The 14,893-nt window shown below is 35.3% G+C and carries 15 protein-coding genes and 1 pseudogene; 11 read left to right on the top strand and 5 right to left on the bottom strand.

The features are described from left to right. Positions 1-5 precede the first annotated feature (5 nt). From JCM12304_RS12595 to JCM12304_RS12605, 3 genes are all read right to left on the bottom strand, one after another. A complete protein-coding gene (locus tag JCM12304_RS12595; protein ID WP_019376081.1) occupies positions 6-221 on the bottom strand; it encodes a hypothetical protein in 216 nt (71 codons plus the stop codon). A gap of 81 nt (positions 222-302) precedes the next feature. Then, complete coding sequence (locus JCM12304_RS12600) at positions 303-776, bottom strand: YkyB family protein (protein WP_060680763.1); 474 nt, start codon at positions 774-776, stop codon at positions 303-305. A gap of 164 nt (positions 777-940) precedes the next feature. Then, positions 941-1,795 carry a metallophosphoesterase gene (locus JCM12304_RS12605; protein WP_060680765.1) on the bottom strand — a complete coding sequence of 285 codons (855 nt, stop codon included), beginning with the start codon at positions 1,793-1,795 and terminating at the stop codon, positions 941-943. A 155-nt stretch (positions 1,796-1,950) separates the two neighbouring features. On the opposite strand from JCM12304_RS12605, the gene fadH reads away from it, so the two are divergent. Next, on the top strand, positions 1,951-2,721 hold the full coding sequence (gene fadH, locus JCM12304_RS12610) for a 2,4-dienoyl-CoA reductase (RefSeq protein ID WP_060680766.1): 771 nt from the start codon (positions 1,951-1,953) through the stop codon (positions 2,719-2,721). Positions 2,722-2,903: 182 nt separating this feature from the next. On the opposite strand, the pseudogene JCM12304_RS12615 reads toward fadH, so the two are convergent. Continuing rightward, positions 2,904-3,805, bottom strand: a pseudogene (locus tag JCM12304_RS12615) (cation diffusion facilitator family transporter). Positions 3,806-3,822: 17 nt separating this feature from the next. Further along, complete coding sequence (locus tag JCM12304_RS12620) at positions 3,823-4,125, bottom strand: ArsR/SmtB family transcription factor (protein ID WP_060680768.1); 303 nt, start codon at positions 4,123-4,125, stop codon at positions 3,823-3,825. A 158-nt stretch (positions 4,126-4,283) separates the two neighbouring features. Between JCM12304_RS12620 and cbpB the strand changes: the two genes are divergently transcribed. From cbpB to JCM12304_RS12670, 10 genes are all read left to right on the top strand, one after another. Beyond that, a complete protein-coding gene (gene cbpB / locus JCM12304_RS12625; RefSeq protein WP_019376075.1) occupies positions 4,284-4,739 on the top strand; it encodes a cyclic-di-AMP-binding protein CbpB in 456 nt (151 codons plus the stop codon). 138 nt (positions 4,740-4,877) lie between these two features. Then, a complete protein-coding gene (dapD, locus tag JCM12304_RS12630; RefSeq protein ID WP_019376074.1) occupies positions 4,878-5,597 on the top strand; it encodes a 2,3,4,5-tetrahydropyridine-2,6-dicarboxylate N-acetyltransferase in 720 nt (239 codons plus the stop codon). 14 nt (positions 5,598-5,611) lie between these two features. Then, on the top strand, positions 5,612-6,733 hold the full coding sequence (locus JCM12304_RS12635; protein WP_060680770.1) for an N-acetyldiaminopimelate deacetylase: 1,122 nt from the start codon (positions 5,612-5,614) through the stop codon (positions 6,731-6,733). Between the two features lie 66 nt (positions 6,734-6,799). Further along, a complete protein-coding gene (locus JCM12304_RS12640; RefSeq protein ID WP_019376072.1) occupies positions 6,800-7,042 on the top strand; it encodes a YkuS family protein in 243 nt (80 codons plus the stop codon). A gap of 278 nt (positions 7,043-7,320) precedes the next feature. Beyond that, complete coding sequence (locus JCM12304_RS12645) at positions 7,321-7,863, top strand: peroxiredoxin (protein ID WP_019376071.1); 543 nt, start codon at positions 7,321-7,323, stop codon at positions 7,861-7,863. A gap of 142 nt (positions 7,864-8,005) precedes the next feature. Then, on the top strand, positions 8,006-8,452 hold the full coding sequence (locus tag JCM12304_RS12650) for a redoxin domain-containing protein (protein WP_019376070.1): 447 nt from the start codon (positions 8,006-8,008) through the stop codon (positions 8,450-8,452). A gap of 161 nt (positions 8,453-8,613) precedes the next feature. Beyond that, the gene (locus JCM12304_RS12655; RefSeq protein WP_060680772.1) at positions 8,614-10,368 is read left to right on the top strand and encodes an ABC transporter ATP-binding protein; all 1,755 of its coding nucleotides are present in this window, start codon (positions 8,614-8,616) and stop codon (positions 10,366-10,368) included. A 15-nt stretch (positions 10,369-10,383) separates the two neighbouring features. Continuing rightward, positions 10,384-12,219 (top strand): ABC transporter ATP-binding protein, encoded by a 1,836-nt coding sequence (locus JCM12304_RS12660; protein WP_060680774.1) that lies wholly within the window; start codon positions 10,384-10,386, stop codon positions 12,217-12,219. A gap of 94 nt (positions 12,220-12,313) precedes the next feature. Then, the gene (locus JCM12304_RS12665; RefSeq protein WP_019376067.1) at positions 12,314-12,979 is read left to right on the top strand and encodes a potassium channel family protein; all 666 of its coding nucleotides are present in this window, start codon (positions 12,314-12,316) and stop codon (positions 12,977-12,979) included. Positions 12,980-13,096: 117 nt separating this feature from the next. Beyond that, on the top strand, positions 13,097-14,809 hold the full coding sequence (locus tag JCM12304_RS12670) for a pyruvate oxidase (protein WP_060680776.1): 1,713 nt from the start codon (positions 13,097-13,099) through the stop codon (positions 14,807-14,809). Positions 14,810-14,893 lie beyond the last annotated feature (84 nt).

The following is a 14,893-nucleotide window of genomic DNA, read 5'->3' on the forward strand; positions in this document are numbered from 1 at the left end:
CGCTTCTAGTCTTTATCTGTTATATTCATTTCTTTATCTACACGTTCAAGCCAAGTATAAATAGCATGGAATAGTTCGTTCGGTGACTTAATCATTTCTGGAGCCGCATCAATAATTCTTTGTTTTTCAGCAGGGGGGAGTTTTTCATATTTATCCTTCAAATTATGTGTTTCGTTTGCAAATCGATGAAAATCGTATAAAAAATCATCTAATTCAACCATAACTCTACCTCCTTATATAGTTTATATATTACCTGTTTAGGTCTAGCTCAAACATGTATAAGAAGGTATTAACATTTTAAATTAAAAATTCCGGTGTGGTTTTGTTGGTGGCCATTCCATTTTGCCTAAAGAGGAAGGTGTATAATAAGAAGAATAATGCTGTTGTTTCCTTCTATCTTTCTTTTGAGGGGGCCGTTTCCAACCTATATATTGATAGATCTCTTTTTTAGCTTGGGATAAGGGCATTTTGGCTTGCGGATTTCTAAAATCACTATCAAGAGAGCCCAAATGTTCAAGCTGTTCAAAATCCTGCTTGCTAGGAGGAATGTGAAAATAGTAATCTGCTACTTTTACAAGTAATGTGGAGTGTTGATTACTAAATTTCGGATGCTCAGAGAAATGAAGACCTATTTTTATTGCTGATTTTTCTTTCAGCAGCTGATTTATTGCTTGTTTTTTAATCTCATACAAATGTTTTGGCTGAGGAGCAGTTTTGGCGTGTCGATTAATTGTATATAAAGCTTTTGCCAGTGTATATAAATGCTCTTTATCCACCTTATGCTTCCCCCTTTCATCTATTTCTTTAAAGCTTGTCTTTATCCTATCGCAAAGTAATGATCAGCGCAAGAATAAAAATAAAAGTGGCGGACAAAAAGCAATTATTTATTTTAATGTATATTTAGATTGCCATGAAAATTCTAGATAAACAAAACCCTAGTTCATCTTTCATTATTTAAAGTGTAAATGCTAACTTCAGGTCTGCATAAGAAACGATAAGGTAAGCGGGTAGTACCGATTCCTCTGTTAACATATAATAAGAGTCTGCCATTATTAATTTTGTATTCACCTTGTACATATTTTTCTGCATATGCAGGTGTATAAAGGTGTCCAATGAATGGAAAGCGTACTTGACCACCATGACTGTGACCGGACAACTGTACATCGACAGGATGATTTACTGTAACATCTGCATAGTCAGGTTCATGTGCCAACAGTATTGTGAAGAGACTACTATTTGTATTGGCCAAAGTTTTATTTAAATCAGGTTTTCCTAGCATAATATCATCAACACCAGCAAGTACAATTTCTTCCTTGTTATTTTTTATGATAGTATGACTATTTTTTAGGAGTTTAAAATCTGCTTGATTCATAATTTCTTTTAGCATATCTGTTCCATAACCACCGTGATCATGATTACCATACACCCAATACTTACCGAATTTTGCCTCCAAACTGCCCAATAGGCGAATAAGGTGGCTATTAGGGATGTATTTATCAGGTTCGTCAATTAAATCACCGGTGAATACAATAAGATCAGGATTTTCTTGGTTTATTTTGTTAACTAATTCTTCCAATTGTTTAAGTGTATAGTGAAAACCAAGATGTGTATCAGAAAACTGGATAATTTTAAATTTATTGAAAGCGGCTGTAATTTTGTTGGAATAGATTTCATGCTCGCTGATTGTTAACATTTGTGGTTCTAATTCTTTTGCGTAATAATAAGTCCCGCCTGTTAAGCCTAGGAGTGTAATAACACTTCCAAATGCTTTTTTTAAAAAAGAACGCCTGTTCATGCCCCTTCCAACCCTTCATAAATACTAAGATTCTAGTATATCATTTTTTTTAATCAATTATCTTAAAGTGTAATTATCTTAATTGTCAGTTTGTTCTTTGACTTTACTGCTTATTAATTATACTATTGATAATAATATCAGAGAAGGGGGATCATATGGAAAATAAAACCGTTGTAATCACCGGAAGTTCTAGTGGTATGGGTAAAGCAATGGCAGAACGTTTTGGGCTCGAGGGAGCAAATGTAGTTCTAACTGGAAGAAATGAAGAAAAGTTAATAACAACAAAAAAAGAATTAGAGTTAAAGGCATCCAAAGGAAGTTTTATACACATTCCAATTGATGTCAGATGCCCAGAGGATATCAAAAAAATGGTTGAGGTAACTGTTGAAAACTTTGGTACTATTGATCATTTGGTAAATAATGCTGCAGGGAACTTTATCTGTCCTGCAGAAGAATTGTCCGTAAATGGTTGGAACTCTGTTATTGATATAGTTTTAAATGGAACTTTCTATTGTAGCAAAGAAGTCGGTAAGTATTGGATTGATCAAAAAAAGCAAGGTTCTATTTTGAATATGGTAGCTACATATGCCTGGAATGCGGGGGCGGGAGTAATTCATTCATCAGCTGCTAAGGCAGGGGTATTAAATATGACCAGAACTTTGGCAGTAGAATGGGGAACAAAGTACGGGATTAGAGTAAATGCTATTGCACCGGGAGCCATTGAACGAACTGGGGGAGCTGAAAAGCTTTTCGAATCAAAAAAAGCAGTAGAGCGCACACTTCAATCTATACCTTTAGGCCGCACCGGTACCCCAGAAGAAATAGCAGAGCTGGCAGCTTTTATGTTATCTGAAAAGGCAGCTTACATTAATGGAGAAGTTATTACTATGGATGGAGGACAATGGTTAAATAAATTTCCATTTTAAATAATTAGCAAATAAGCGTAAATCATCCAAATCTTACTTGGATGATTTACATTTAAAACAAAACAACTGACTGTATAACTGTTCTATACTTCTTGCATCTTTTAAGCATATAGAACATATATATGGTATAGAGGCTTTCAGAGAGTTACTTTACCGCTAGCTTAATTTGATGCGGAGAATAATTACAAACAGCTGTCACATTCCATACGATTAAAATTTTCTCCTTCAATTTGTATTGTACAATGAGATATATCATAATTTTCCATGATTAACTCTGTGGCTTTTTTCAGTAATTCATCTCTTTCTACAGAATCTTTAACAACAAGGTGGCAACTCATTGCCGGGAATTCAGAAGTTATGGACCATACGTGGAGGTCGTGCACTTCTTGTACGCCACTAATTTCTTCTAGTTTTTTATATAGCATGTCAATATCGACATTAGAAGGTTTGCCTTCCATCAACACATGAGCGGCATCTTTAGTTATTCTAACACCAGAGATAATTATTAGAGTAGCAACAACCGCGCTAGCGATAGGATCTGCAATATTCCAGTTGAATATTAATATGAGAATACCTGCAATTATAGCCCCGATTGATCCCAACAAATCGCCAAACACATGTAAGAGGGCGCTTCTTATATTTAAATTTCCCTTAGAATCACCGCGCATTAACATCCAAGCTACAATGATATTTACTATAAGCCAATTAAGGCAATAATCATCATGCTTGCACTGACATTTGGAGGTTCAAGAAAACGTTGATATGCTTCATAATATATATACAAGGAAATGGCTATAAGTGTAATACCATTTACAAAAGCAGCGATTATCTCGAAACGTTTATAACCATAAGTTTTTGAATAAGATGCTGATTTCTCACCGATTTTAAACGCTAAAAGACTAAAGCCTAAAGCTGCTGCATCACTAAGCATATGTCCTGCATCTGATAATAATGCCAGGCTGTTGGTTAGGAAACCTCCTATAACTTCTACAATCATAAACCCAAAAATAATAATAAAACTCCAAAGAAGTGCAGTTTTGTTATTTGTGTGGTGTCCATGATCATGACTATGGTTATGTCCCAATGTAAAAACCTCCTGATTTATATATGTTTAGTGTGTTCAATTGCTTGTTCTACTAAGTTCATAACATGATAATCATCTAGTGAATAGTAATATCTGGTCTTTAATCGTCGATGTTTAACAAGAGATAACTGTTTTAAGTATTTTAATTGATGCGATATGGTTGATTGGTTCATATGCAGTTTCTCGGCAATTTCAGTTACAGACTGTTCGCCGGAAAATAATAAATGCAGTATTTTTATACGTGTAGGATCAGAGAGAGCTTTAAATGTCTGTGTCACTTCATGAATTAATTGTTCCTCAAGCGGATGGTATATAGGCATTGTTTCACTCCTTTAATATATGGTCATATGCACATATATTAAAACACATCTCATGATTTTTCAATTTTTTTCTCTTCTATGGTAAACTAAGGGAGAGTTACACAGACAAAATATGGATATACCGAAATAGGTATCACGTGTGTAAAGGGGCGTTTGAATTGAGTATGATACAAGATCAAGGAAATATGCAATTAACTGAAGTTTTAGTAGGGGATCTAATGATTTCTTCAGAAAAAGTTGCGCATGTCCAAATAAATAACCCACTAGAACATGCTTTATTAGTTTTAGTTAAATCAGGATATTCGGCTGTTCCAGTGTTGGACTCCACTTATAAATTAGTAGGTACAATAGGTAAAACAATTATCTTAAATCAGATTTTAGGATTAGAAAGGTTTGAATTCGAAAAGTTATCTACAATGCGGGTACAAGAAGTTTTAAATGAAGATATTCCTTGTTTAACTAAGGAAGCGACGTTGATGGAAGGATTAAATGCTGTAATTAATCATCCTTTTGTTTGTGTGGCTGATAAGGAAGGGTATTTCGATGGTATTCTTACCCGAAGAGCAATCCTAAAGCAACTTAAAAAGAATATATATACTTCTAAATATGAATAAGTAACTTTTGAAATCCTTGCTGCTGCTTGCAAGGATTTCTCTTAATTAATATTTTAATCAATATGATTGGTTATTAATTGCGACTATACTTTTAGTTTGCTAAAGTAGTACATATTATATTACGAGGAGGAAACAACCTTGAAAATGATGGATGCAAATGAAATAATCAGTTTTATTTCTAATAGTAAAAAAAGCACGCCAGTAAAGGTACATATAAAAGGAGAAAACGTTGGTGCCATAGACTTTGGTCAGAACGTTCAAGCTTTTGTGGAGAGTAAAAGCGGTGTGTTATTTGGTGAGTGGAAAGAAATAGCTGCAATTCTTGATGAAAATAAAGAAAATATTAGTGATTTTGTGGTAGAGAATGATCGTAGAAACTCTGCTATTCCTTTATTAGATCTTAAAGGGATTAATGCACGTATTGAACCTGGAGCTGTTATCCGTGACCAAGTTGAGATCGGAGATGGCTGTGTTATCATGATGGGTGCCATGATTAATATCGGTTCAGTTGTTGGAGAAGGTACGATGATTGACATGAATGCGGTTCTTGGCGGACGAGCTACTGTTGGAAAGAACTGTCATATAGGAGCTGGTACGGTATTAGCAGGAGTTATTGAGCCACCATCTGCAAAGCCTGTAGTTATTGAAGATGATGTAGTAATTGGAGCAAATGTAGTTGTACTCGAAGGAGTTACAATTGGAAAAGGAGCAATTGTAGCTGCAGGAGCTATTGTTACAAAAGATGTTGCCCCGAACACGTTAGTTGCAGGAACACCGGCAAAAGTCTTAAAAGAGATAGATGAAAACACAAAAACAAAAACAGAAATTAAACAAGAACTTCGTAAACTGGATGATTAAGTAGGATAAAAGACATGAAATTTTCCGAACTGCAAAATATTAGAAGAGATCTTCACCAGATTCCAGAGTTAGGGTTTCAGGAACAGAAAACACAAAAATATTTATTAGATAAAATAGATGCAATGAAGACAGAACGGGTAACAGTTCAGAAATGGAAAACAGGTATTCTAGTAAAAGTAAATGGGTTCTCACCTGATAAAATGATTGGCTTTAGATGTGATATAGATGGATTGCCAATTACGGAGAAAACAGACTTTACATTTAGATCTACACATCATGGGCAGATGCATGCATGTGGACATGATTTTCATATGACTATTGCCTTAGGAGCATTGCAGTCTATTATTGATCAGCCCATAAAAGATGACATGTTGTTTATTTTTCAACCAGCTGAGGAAGGTCCTGGTGGAGCATTACCGTTAATGAATTCCAATGAATTTCTACAATGGAAGCCCGATGTAATTTTTGCGTTACATATAGCTCCAGAACTTCCAGTTGGCACGGTATCCAGTAAACAAGGCTTGCTATTTGCTAATACGAGTGAATTATTTATTGATTTTAAGGGAAAGGGTGGTCATGCAGCCTATCCTCATTTAACAAATGATATGACAGTCGCTGCAAGTAATTTTGTTGTGCAATTACAGCAAGTAGTTTCAAGAACAATTGACCCATTGGAAAGTGCTGTTGTAACCATTGGAAAAATGGAAAGTGGATTTGTACAGAATGCCATTGCTGAAACAGCTAGGCTGGAAGGAACCATCCGGACACTTAACCCCGATACAATACAAATTGTCAAAGATAAAATTGAAAAAATGGCTAAAGGTTTCGAAGTAAGCTCTGATTGTGTTATTGAAATTGATTATGGTTCTAACTATTATCAAGTTTATAATCAAAGAATATATGTAGATACATTTATTAAAACAATGGCAGCATCAGGTATTCATTTTGAAGAGTCAAATGCAGCAATGACTGGCGAGGATTTTGGTTATATGTTGAAAGAAATTCCCGGGTTTATGTTTTGGCTCGGGGTAGACTCTCCATATGGATTGCATCACGCAATGCTTAATCCAGATGAAAAAGCATTAGAAGTTGGCGTAAAATCTGTAAGTGCGATGATTCAGTCTCTCTCTTCGTAGTCATAGAATATCTTTAAGATTATTGAAGAAACTATATATGAATATTCATATATAGGAGGAGATTGTATGGCGCGTATAGGTGTAGAAGAAACACTTACAGACGTCAAAGAAGCTTTGATGGAAATGGGGCATGAAGTTGTTACGCTAAGAAATAGTGATGATGCAGCATACTGTGATTGTTGTGTGATTTCTGGTCAAGATAAAGATGTGATGGGCATGTCAACAACCAGCATAGCAGGATCAGTAATAAACGCTCAAGGACAAACAGCTGATGCGATAACACAAATGGTAAATGACAGGCTACAATGAAAGAAGAAAGGCTTTCTTAAGGAAAGCCTTTCTTTCGTCTACAGATAAATTGTCACATTTAAGTAAACTAGTATGCTCTACTTTTAAGTAATTTATTTTAGGAAGAACAAATAGTTAGATATAATTGAGAATAGGTAATATAAATTATGATCTGATTGTCAAGTTGTTGTGACAAATGTATGACTTTGTCAGATTATGAAGCCTATTAGTTGAACTTATAAAGAAGTTTACTTATAATTAACACTTGATAATAGTTATTATTAATGGAGGGATTTTTCATGGCAGAAAGAATGGTAGGAAAACAAGCACCACGTTTTGAAATGGATGCAGTTATGCCTAATAAGGAATTTGGTAAAGTTAGTTTAGAGGAAAATATGAAAAATGATAAATGGACAGTTCTTTTCTTCTATCCAATGGATTTCACATTCGTATGTCCAACAGAAATTACTGCAATGTCTGACAGATACGATGAGTTTGAAGACTTGGATGCTGAAGTAATCGGTGTTTCTACTGATACAATTCATACACACAAAGCATGGATTAACACTTCCCGTGATGATAACGGATTAGGTGAGCTTCAATATCCATTAGCAGCAGACACAAACCACGCAGTTTCTCAAGATTATGGTGTTCTTATTGAAGATGAAGGGGTTGCACTTCGAGGATTATTCATCGTTAACCCTGAAGGAGAACTTCAATATCAAACTGTATTCCATAACAATATCGGCCGTGATGTTGATGAAACATTACGTGTGCTTCAAGCACTTCAAACAGGTGGACTTTGCCCTGCAAACTGGAAGCCTGGACAAGAAACACTTTAAGTTACTGTAACACTTTATATGTTACAGCATATAAATTTTAAATGATAAAGGAGCTGGTTTGTGAAGAAGATTTCTTATAGATGAAAGAAACTCTCTTTATCTCAACCAGCTTCTTTTAATTTGAACAGCAGGAGGTTTTTAAATGAAGTTAAGAGATCAAATGCCTGAATTAGAAGGCGCAACAGAATGGTTTAATAGTAATCCGATTAAAAAAGATGAGTTAATCGGCAACAAACCAACACTTATTCATTTTTGGTCAGTTAGCTGTGGTTTATGTAAAGAGGCAATGCCAAATGTGAATGAATTCCGTGATGAATATAAAGATAAATTGAATGTAATTGCTGTTCACATGCCACGTTCTGAAAAAGATTTAGATTTGGATGATGTTAAGGCAGTAGCAAAAGAGCACGATATAACCCAGCCGATCTTTGTGGATAACCAACACAAGCTTACAGATGCATTCGAAAATCAATACGTACCTGCATATTATGTTTTCGATGAAGAAGGAAAGCTTAGACACTTCCAGGCTGGCGGTGGTGGCATGAAAATGCTCCGTAAGAGAGTTAACCGTGTGTTAGGAATTAAATAAACTCATAAGAGAAAAACTCTTGCCTATGCAGGCAAGAGTTTTTTTATTCCTTTAATAAAAATAAAAAAATTTAAAAAATTAAATAAAAACAGTGGTAATTTATTTCGGAAACCGTTATATTAGTTATTATGGAAATAATCGCAGAGGAGGAAGAAACTGAATTGGATACTTTTAAAAAACTTAAACAATTTTATTGGCCCTTTAAGAAGTACTTTTTTATATCACTAATCTTCTTAATCCTGGTTACTGCTATTACAGTAGTATACCCAATCATAATGCAGCAAACGATTGATAACGTAGTGTTAAAAGCCCAATATGAATTAATTCCAATTATAGCTGGTTTATTTATTATACTTATGGTCGTGAAAGGGATTGCTACATACTTTCATCAATATCTTGGCGATTTATTTGGAATTATATCTGTATACAAACTTCGGAATAGTCTTTACAAAAAATTGCAAGTTTTGTCTTTTAGATATTACGATAATGCAAAAACTGGAGACCTTATGTCAAGGTTGACAGCGGACGTGGATGGGTTTCGTTTTTTTCTGTCCATGGGGTTTTCTGAATTAATTCGTATTACGTTACTTATTCTTTTTAGTCTTAGTGTTATGTTTTATTATTCCATACCATTGGCTCTTGTGACAATGGCTGCTATGCCGTTCTTAACAATTGTGGTTTTTAAATTTGATAAGCGAGTACATCCTGCTTTTCGAAAAATTAGAAAGTCATTTGGTAAGCTAAATACGCGAGTGCAAGAAAATATTAGTGGCATGAATACAGTAAAGTCCTTGTCTAGAGAAGATTTTGAAATAGATCGTTTTTCAACTAATAATGATCGCTACAGGAACAACTATTTGGATACAGCGAAAATATGGGCGAAGTACTTTCCATTAATGGAATTAATTGGGGATATTTGTGCAGTTGCTCTATTAGCATTTGGAGGATACCTGGTTATAGTCGGAGATCTTGCTTTAGGAGAATTGGTAGCTTTCTTTAGTTTAGTCTGGTATATCCTTGGTCCATTGATGAATCTCGGTTTTGTAATTAACCAATTTTCTCAAGCGAAAGCTTCTGGAGAAAGGTTGCTCGAGATATTGGAAGCAGAAGAAGATATCGTGGAGAAAGAAAATGCTATTAATACCTCGATTACCGGGCATGTGACATTTAATAACGTATCTTTAACATATGTGGAAAACGATGATACTGCATTAAAAAATATTTCATTTGATGCTCCATCTGGAAAGATTATTGGATTAATTGGGGCAACTGGTTCAGGAAAAACGAGTATAACACAGTTGATCACTAGATTTTATGAGCCTGAAAAAGGCGAAGTTCTTGTGGATGGGAAGCCTGTCGCGGATTATACATTAAAATCTTTACGCAAGGCAATCGGATTTGTATTACAAGAACCATTTCTATTTTCTACTACTATCCGAGAGAATATAGCATACGGTACTCCAGGCATTACGGAGAGTCAAATTATTGATGCGGCAAAGCGGGCACAAGCACATGACTTTATTATGGAAATGCCAGAGGGATATGACACCTTATTAGGGGAAAGAGGAATGGGGTTGTCTGGTGGACAAAAGCAGCGAATTGCCATTGCGAGGGCGATTTGTATTAATCCAAGTATACTCATTTTGGATGATGCTACTTCTGCAGTAGATATGGAAACAGAATTTAAAATACAGAAGGCATTAAAAGAGGTAATGAAAGGAAGAACATCTTTCATAATCGCTCACCGTATTTCCTCTTTAAAGCATGCAGATGAAATTATAGTTTTAGAGGATGGTAAAATCGTTGAACGAGGGACACATGATATACTTTTGAACAATGCAGGGCCATATCAACGAATATATGATATACAATATCAGGATCGTGAGGAAATCATGTCAGCAACTAATAATGTATAAAGGGGGTTGTAAACTATGAGCAAGAAAGTTAAGGAAGTCAGTCCACATCTTAAAAGATTTCAGTATACTGTTGATTTAGCAATAGAAAAGCCTTTTAATTGGAAGCAACTATGGCGCTTACTTATTTACTTAAAACCTTATTCGAAAACGTATCTACCAGGAGCTATAATAGCGATGTTGATTTCAACCGCGGTCAGATTAATTGTTCCTATTCTTATAAGTAAGGTTGCTATTGACATAGCTATAAAAAATAAAGATACGACAATGCTCACCTACTTGGTAGTCGGAATAGCTATCTTATATTTATTTAGTTATATAGGTAATACCTTTCGAATAAAGTGGGTAAATATATTAGGTCAAAATGTCATCTATGACTTACGACATCATCTATTTTCTCATGTGCAGCGTTTATCACATCGCTTCTTTGATACACGCTCAGCAGGCTCTATTTTAGTTAGAATAATGAATGATATTAACTCATTACAAGAACTGTTTACGAATGGAATAATTAACTTGTTAATGGATGTGGTTATGTTAACAAGTATTATTTTTATTTTATTTGTTATAAGTCCTAAGTTAGCTTTAGCTGTTATGGTAGTCATACCACTAATGTTCTATATTTCCACTAAATTAAGAAGAAATATCCGAAAATCCTGGCAGCAAGTTCGTATACAACAATCCCGAATGAACTCTCATTTAAATGAAGGATTACAAGGAATGAGAATTACTCAATCCTTTTCCCAGGAGGAAGAAAATGCAGAATTCTTTAAAGGTTTAAATTGGGATAACTTTGATAGCTGGCGCGAAGCAACGAGAAAGAGTGCAATGTTCCGCCCATTTGTAGAAATGAGTAATGCGCTAGGTACAGTGATTCTTATTTCTTATGGCGCACATCTAATATTACTTGGACCAGCAAATGGTGGTATTGAAATTGGCACATTTGTATTATTCGCTTTCTATCTAGGAATGTTTTGGGAACCAATCTCTCGTTTGGGGCAAATGTATAATCAATTATTGATGGCAATGGCTGCCTCTGAACGAATATTTGAATTTTTAGACGAACAACCGAACGTGGAAGAAAAAGAAAATGCACATCGTTTTAAAACAATGGAAGGTACCATAGTGTTTGATAAAGTAAAGTTTGCTTATAATGAAAAACGAATTGCTCTCCATGATATTTCATTAGAAATTAAGCAAGGGGAAACCGTTGCACTTGTTGGCCATACTGGTAGTGGTAAGTCGACGATTGCAAATCTAATTAGTCGTTTTTATGATCCTACCCAAGGACAAGTAAAAATTGATGGACATAATCTTAAAGATGTCAACGTAAACAGTTTACGACAAAAAATTAGCGTAGTTTTACAGGATACATTTATTTTTTCAGGAACGATAATGGAAAATATTCGCTTTGGTCAACCAAATGCTTCAGATGAAGAAGTTATCAAGGCATCCAAGATAGTAGGTGCTGATGGATTTATACAACGATTGGCCAATGGATATCACACAGAGGTAGAAGAGAGAGGAAATATTTTATCTGCTGGAGAACGGCAATTATTATCCTTTGCACGGGCATTACTTGCTGATCCAAGTATTCTAATATTGGATGAGGCTACTGCCAGCATTGATACTGAAACAGAAGTGAAAATACAACAGGCACTTGCAAAACTACTCAAGGGGAGAACAGCAATAATAATTGCCCACAGATTATCAACGATCCGTGAAGCAGATACAATTTTTGTATTGGAAAATGGAAGGATCCTTGAAAGAGGAAGTCATGCAGATTTAATGAAGAAACAAGGCGAATATTTCGGGCTAGTGAAATCTCAGTTCCAGATGTTGGATGCAATATAGTTTAAATTTCTTTTTAAGGAGCAGCGGACAGTTGCTCCTTTTTGTATTTCTCATGTATGATAGATCTATCATACATGTTAATGGAGGAAGCAGAATGAAACGAGATTTTGCGGTAATTGGATTAGGTCGATTTGGTGGAAGTATTTGTCGTGAATTAAGTATGGAAGGCATGGAAGTTCTGGCAATCGATAATGATGAGGATAAAGTAAATGAATATAAGAATATTGCTTCACACGCCGTAATTGCAGATTCAACGGACGAAGTGTCGCTTAAGGAATTGGGTATTAAGAATATTGATCATGTTATTGTAGCAATTGGGGATAATATTCAGGCTAGTATTTTAACAACTGTTATCCTTACTGATCTTGGCATTAAAAAAATAACAGTTAAAGCTCAAAATGATTATCATGAAAAAATATTGAATAAAATTGGCGCTGACCATGTTGTGCATCCCGAAAGAGATATGGGAAAACGAATTGCTCACAATATTATTTCAAATAATATACTGGATTATCTGGAGCTTTCCGATGATCACAGTATTGTGGAGGTAAAAGCGGGTAATAAAATGGTTGGAAAAACACTTATTGACCTGGATATCCGTGCAAATTACGGATGTAACGTTGTTGCTATCAAACAAGGAAAGGAAATCAATGTATCTCCAAGCGCTGAAGATGTTCTAAAAGAAGAAGATGTGCTTATTGTTATTGGAGCAGATAAAGATATATCGCGGTTTGAAAAACATTTGGTAATCGATGATTAATCACATATAAGTCTAAAAAAACCCTTTTTCTTATCGAAGAGAGGGTTTTTTTATGTGTAATTAAGGTAATAGAACATAGTAGACGTTATATCAGATTTCTGGAAAGGATGCATTTTAATGAAGAGGACAGGTGAAATAGTAACAGATCTACTAAAAGAATGGAATATTGATCATATTTACGGGATGCCCGGTGATTCCATTAATGAGCTAATCGATGATTTAAGAAAAGAAGAAAAAAATATTGAATTCATTCAAATTCGTCATGAAGAAGTTGGAGCACTAGCAGCCAGTTCTTATGCAAAGCTTACGGGCAATATTGGTGTTTGTCTTTCCATAGCTGGACCTGGTGCAGTGCACTTGTTAAATGGGTTATATGACGCTAAATTAGATGGAGTACCTGTATTAGCTCTAGTTGGACAAGTTACAAATGAACAAGTAGGTACAAACGCATTTCAAGAAATAAACCTTGCTAGGATGTTCGATGACGTGGCTGTATTCAATGAACAAGTAACATCTTCTGAACAGTTACCCGATTTGTTGAATATGGCAATTCGTACAGCTTACGCTAGGAAGGGGCCTGCAGTGTTAGTTGTGCCTGACAATCTATTTGCAGAGCAACATAAACTTGAGAAACCATTAACTGCCCCGACATATAAAGAACCATTAATACAGCCTGATCAACAATCAATTTCAAAAGCAGCAGAACTAATAAATCAATCAGAAAAACCGATTATACTTGCAGGAAGGGGTGTAAAGGGAGCAAGTAAAGAATTGCTCCAATTTGCGGAGAAAATTAAATCTCCTATAGTTCTAAGTCTTCTTGGGAAAGGACTCATTCCTGATTACCACGAGTTGAATCTTGGGCAACATGGTCAAATTGGTACAAAGCCAGCATATGAAGCTATGATGGAAAGTGATTTACTAATCTTAGTTGGCACAACCTTTCCATATAGAGACTTTTTACCAGATAATGCGAAGGCAGTTCAAATTGAAATGGATCCGGGGAAAATTGGTGACTTTTATCCAATTAATGAGGGGTTAGTAGGGGACTGCAAAAGAATTCTTCCGCAGCTTCAATTATTGGTCGAGGGTCATAATGAGCGCTCTTATTTGCAAAAATATCAGGAAAAAATGAAAGCTTGGCATACACACATTCTAAAGACAAAAAAAGAACAACCCGAACCACTTCAGGCTCCGCAAGTAATGTATGCATTAGAAAATGTAGTTAAAAAGGATGCGATTGTGTCGGTTGACGTAGGTAATGTAACAGTATGGACAGTACGCTATTTTCCATTCGTTAATCAGCAGTTCCTTATTTCTGGCAGGTTAGCAACAATGGGAGCAGGGTTACCAGGGGCGATCGCTTCTCAGGTAGCTTATCCTGATAAGCAGGTTGTAGCTATTTGTGGAGACGGTGGCTTCACCATGGTAATGCATGATTTTGTCACTGCAGTAAAATATAATTTACCTATTAAAGTAATTATATTAAATAATAGTAAAATAGGAATGATTAAATATGAACAACAAGAGATGGGGCATATAAATTATAATACGGATCTCGGGGAAATGGACTTTGCTGCTTTTGCAGAAGCGTGTGGCGGAGAAGGTTATCGAATTACGGCCGGTGATGATATAAATACAAAAATGCAACAGGCATTTCTATCAGACAGACCTGCAATTATTGATGTTGAGATCGATAATATAGCTCCTTTACCAGGAAAAATCACCTATAATCAGGCAGTAAACTATAGCCAGTTTATGATAAAAAACTTTTTTCAAAATAAAAAAGTAGAATTTCCTGACATAAACCAAGTGATTCAGCGGTTATAATAGCTCAAATTTCAAGAGATAGCCAAACGTTAAGTTCACCTGCAAATGTTGGGGTACAAACGTATTTTTATTCATAGTTGGGAG

Source organism: Virgibacillus halodenitrificans JCM 12304, assembly GCF_001310895.1.
GTDB lineage: Bacteria > Bacillota > Bacilli > Bacillales > Amphibacillaceae > Virgibacillus_Q > Virgibacillus_Q halodenitrificans.

What these genes read in the sequence shown, in the direction of transcription:
- JCM12304_RS12670 (WP_060680776.1), top strand. Translation starts at nt 13,097, where the DNA reads ATGAAGAGGACAGGTGAAATAGTAACAGATCTACTAAAAGAATGGAAT.
- fadH (WP_060680766.1), top strand. Translation starts at nt 1,951, where the DNA reads ATGGAAAATAAAACCGTTGTAATCACCGGAAGTTCTAGTGGTATGGGT.
- JCM12304_RS12650 (WP_019376070.1), top strand. Translation starts at nt 8,006, where the DNA reads ATGAAGTTAAGAGATCAAATGCCTGAATTAGAAGGCGCAACAGAATGG.
- JCM12304_RS12660 (WP_060680774.1), top strand. Translation starts at nt 10,384, where the DNA reads ATGAGCAAGAAAGTTAAGGAAGTCAGTCCACATCTTAAAAGATTTCAG.
- JCM12304_RS12665 (WP_019376067.1), top strand. Translation starts at nt 12,314, where the DNA reads ATGAAACGAGATTTTGCGGTAATTGGATTAGGTCGATTTGGTGGAAGT.
- JCM12304_RS12620 (WP_060680768.1), bottom strand. Translation starts at nt 4,125, where the DNA reads ATGCCTATATACCATCCGCTTGAGGAACAATTAATTCATGAAGTGACA.
- JCM12304_RS12640 (WP_019376072.1), top strand. Translation starts at nt 6,800, where the DNA reads ATGGCGCGTATAGGTGTAGAAGAAACACTTACAGACGTCAAAGAAGCT.
- JCM12304_RS12645 (WP_019376071.1), top strand. Translation starts at nt 7,321, where the DNA reads ATGGCAGAAAGAATGGTAGGAAAACAAGCACCACGTTTTGAAATGGAT.
- JCM12304_RS12605 (WP_060680765.1), bottom strand. Translation starts at nt 1,795, where the DNA reads ATGAACAGGCGTTCTTTTTTAAAAAAAGCATTTGGAAGTGTTATTACA.
- JCM12304_RS12635 (WP_060680770.1), top strand. Translation starts at nt 5,612, where the DNA reads ATGAAATTTTCCGAACTGCAAAATATTAGAAGAGATCTTCACCAGATT.
- JCM12304_RS12595 (WP_019376081.1), bottom strand. Translation starts at nt 221, where the DNA reads ATGGTTGAATTAGATGATTTTTTATACGATTTTCATCGATTTGCAAAC.